This is a genomic window from Steroidobacter sp. (assembly GCF_016790065.1).
Classification (GTDB): Bacteria; Pseudomonadota; Gammaproteobacteria; order Steroidobacterales; family Steroidobacteraceae; genus Steroidobacter.
In genome coordinates, this window is the sequence record NZ_JAEUPY010000181.1 from 1 (window position 1) to 3142 (window position 3142).

The 3142-nt window shown below is 60.2% G+C and carries 2 protein-coding genes; both read right to left on the reverse strand.

What is annotated here, in order from left to right:
* Positions 1-2267, reverse strand: a 2267-nt coding sequence (locus JNL55_RS08005; RefSeq protein ID WP_293851714.1) for a TonB-dependent receptor domain-containing protein, incomplete at its 3' end; no start/stop codon positions are given.
* A gap of 80 nt (positions 2268-2347) precedes the next feature.
* Positions 2348-3142 (reverse strand): FecR family protein (locus JNL55_RS08010; RefSeq protein ID WP_293851717.1); only part of this gene is annotated, 795 nt, incomplete at its 5' end.

The window sequence follows — 3142 nt, forward strand, 5'->3', positions numbered from 1 at the left end:
GAGCCAATGGGCACCAGTTGACTCAGCGACGGTGGCAGAGTGCCCGTGCCATAGCTCAGGCGCACAGCCAGGTCCTGCACCGGCACCCAACGCAAGGCGATGGTCGGATCCACCGACGAGAACTCATTCGTCTCACGCGTAGGCTGCGGCAACGGCGACGGCAACGCGCCGAACAAAGGCACGAGGCCACCCGACTTACTGGTGTATTTCTCGCCTCGAACCGCAAATTGCAGGTCCAGTTCTTTTAGACCGGGACGTGCGTTCTTCTGCGAGAACAGCGGCACTCGATATTCCAGATACGCGCTCGGCACGGCGGTAGAACGCGACGGAATCAGCAAATGAAAGGTCGGCGAACTCGCTTTCAGCGTATCCGGCACGCTTTCCTCACGGTACGCAAGCGCCCCGGACAACATCGGCCTGCCGCCGGGAAGGTCGCCCAGCGGACCACTGACTCGAAGATTGGTATCTTTCATGGTCGTGCGAGTGGACGCCGCATAGACCGGGACGATGGTCGATTGATAGTCGACTGGGAAAGCTTCCAGATCGCGCAGGATATCCACGCCGCCGGCACTGGCCACAACGCCATAACCGGTATTGCCACCGCCGTTGTAACTGAACTCTGTCCGATCGAAGGTGAAGTCCAGGCTGGTCGACCAACTCCCGGGCAGCTGCTTGACGACACCCACCACCGCCCGCTCACGTTCGGTCAGCGACTCTTGCGGAATATCGGCCGGCATCGCAGCGGTGACCGACACCGCGGTAGTAAACGGATTGAACGGCGAATTCGCAGCCAATGTGAAGTTCTGCGCGAATCCTCCGAGGGTGGAGCGACGCCGTGCCTCCGAAGACGACAGATCGATGAACGCCTGCAAGGTGTCGCTGAACTGGTGACGCAACACCAGCAGCCCACTCTTCACCGACGGTTCGCTATACAACGATTGGCGAAGGCCCAACGCTCCGCTGGAAAGTGCCCAGTTGTAACTTCCAGCGTTCTGCGCGAGCGCCGCGCCGCCATCCGTCGACACGCCTGCATAACCGACCGGCACCGAGGTGAATGACGAGCCGAGCGCTGTGCCAGAGTCGAGCACCAGCAGCGATCCATCGGAGCTGCGAATATTGGGCGTGCTGCCCAACGGTCGATTCGAATAAACAGAATTGTTCCTCGAGATGAGCGCCCGCCCACGCGCGGCGAAATCCCGGTCACCTTGCAGCAACTCATTCGCCTCAGAGTAGCTGCCACTGAGTAGCAGGTTGGTCTTGCCCTCGTTGAAGTTGGTGCCGAACAACACATCCAACTTGCGAACCGCGCTATCGGCGTCGAAGGTGTTGTCGTAGGTCAAGCGAGCTTCGCCGCCGCTGTAGTCCTTGCGAGTGATGATGTTGATCACGCCACCGGTGGCGCTGCCGCCGTAGATGCCGGATGCAGTGCTGGGCAGGATCTCGATGCGTTCGATGGCTGCCAACGGAATGCCGCTGATTTCGCCCTGCGCAAGATTGCCGCTGCCGGTCATGGGACTGGACATGCGGTGTCCGTCGATCAGGATCAGCGTCTGTGCATCTCCCAAGCCACGCAGATTGATGCCGCTGGCGCCAGGAAGGTCCTGGCTAGTCATGTTCATCGCGCCGCCGACACTGCCCACACTGGTATTCATCGGCAGCCGCTGCTGCAGGAACTGCTCCAGGGTGGTCGCGCCGGAGCGCTCGATCTGACTGCGGTCGAGCACCACATAAGGCTGTGGATCGTCTTCGGTGCGTTTGATGTCCACGTTCAGTGAACGTTTGCCTTTCACCAGGATCTCGGGAATGCCTTTGCCCGATGCGATATCTCCCAGCTCCAGATCTCGCGCATCCGCCGTGCGCAGGCTCTCTGCTGTAGAAGAAGAATCATGTGCCTGGCTGAGCCGGAGTTCGGCGCTCGCCAACTGCACAGTTGCTCCCTGCGTCATTGCCTGCGAAGTCTTGGTCGCGGTTTCCTTTCCCGACACCACCATCGCGCCGGTCTCGCCATCCGTGCTCAATGTCAGTAGCGTTCCCTCCAGCAATCTCTCCAGCGCCTCCTTCGCGGACAGCGCGCCTTTGACACCCTTGGTACGAATCCCTTTGAGTTCGTCGCTGTGATAAAGCAGCTCGACGCCCGATTGCTTGGCGATCATCTCCAGCGCAGCAGTCAAATCGCCCGCTGGCACATCGATTGGTCTAGCTTCGCCGGCGTGAACCGCGCAGGACAGCGCGAGTAATGAAAGCAGTGGCGCCTTGAACTTCGTCATGCCTCGTCCCCATCGTTGTGTTTATGTCGATAAACCAGTGCTTACCGGGACGATTGGCAAACGCGGTTCCAGTAACGTCACTACAATTTTTCCGTGAGTACGATGCGACCCTCCTGCTCCTCGGCATCGATGGCGAAGCCCTGTTTTAGCAAGCGCACGAAGGCATCCAGATTGGTCGCGCGAAAGGTACCGCCGATGCGGAACCCTGCGATGGCCTCGTCTTCCACGATCAGCTTGCGCGTGTTGTAACGGTTCAACTCCATCGCCGCCTGCGCCAGCGGTGTTTCTTTGAACACCACCAACCCAGAACGCCAACTCAGCAGCTCTTCGACTTCAGCTACCGAGCGCTTTTGCACAGCTACTTTCGCATCACGGGTGCGGGCAACGGTGCCGGCAGTCAAAGCGGATGAGGCGGTGTCGGCATCGCGATTGTCACGGTTCTCCAGTCGCACCCGGCCTTCGCTAACGACGACGCGCACGTCTTTGCCGTTTCGCCACACCGAGAATCGGGTACCGAGAGCAATGACCCGTGTGTTGCCGGCCTGTACGACAAATGGCCGAGTGGGGTCTTTGGCAACGTTAAAGAACGCTTCGCCCTGTTTCAGATCGATGCGCCGTTCGGCGTCGCTGACGTGAACGCGAACTTCGCTGTTGGTATTGAGAGTAATTTCGGAGCCGTCGGGGATCGGTACGGAGGCCAGACCGCCGATAGGCGTGCTGTAGGCGGGGGAGCGCTCGGACCAAAAATAGGCCGCCACGCCGATGGCGACTGCAAAGACAGCAATGCTTGCGGCACTGGCAAGATGTTGGGCGGCGAAATGCCAGCGCCTGCGTTTCGAGTCATCGCGCGGCGGAATGACGCCCGGCTTCACCCC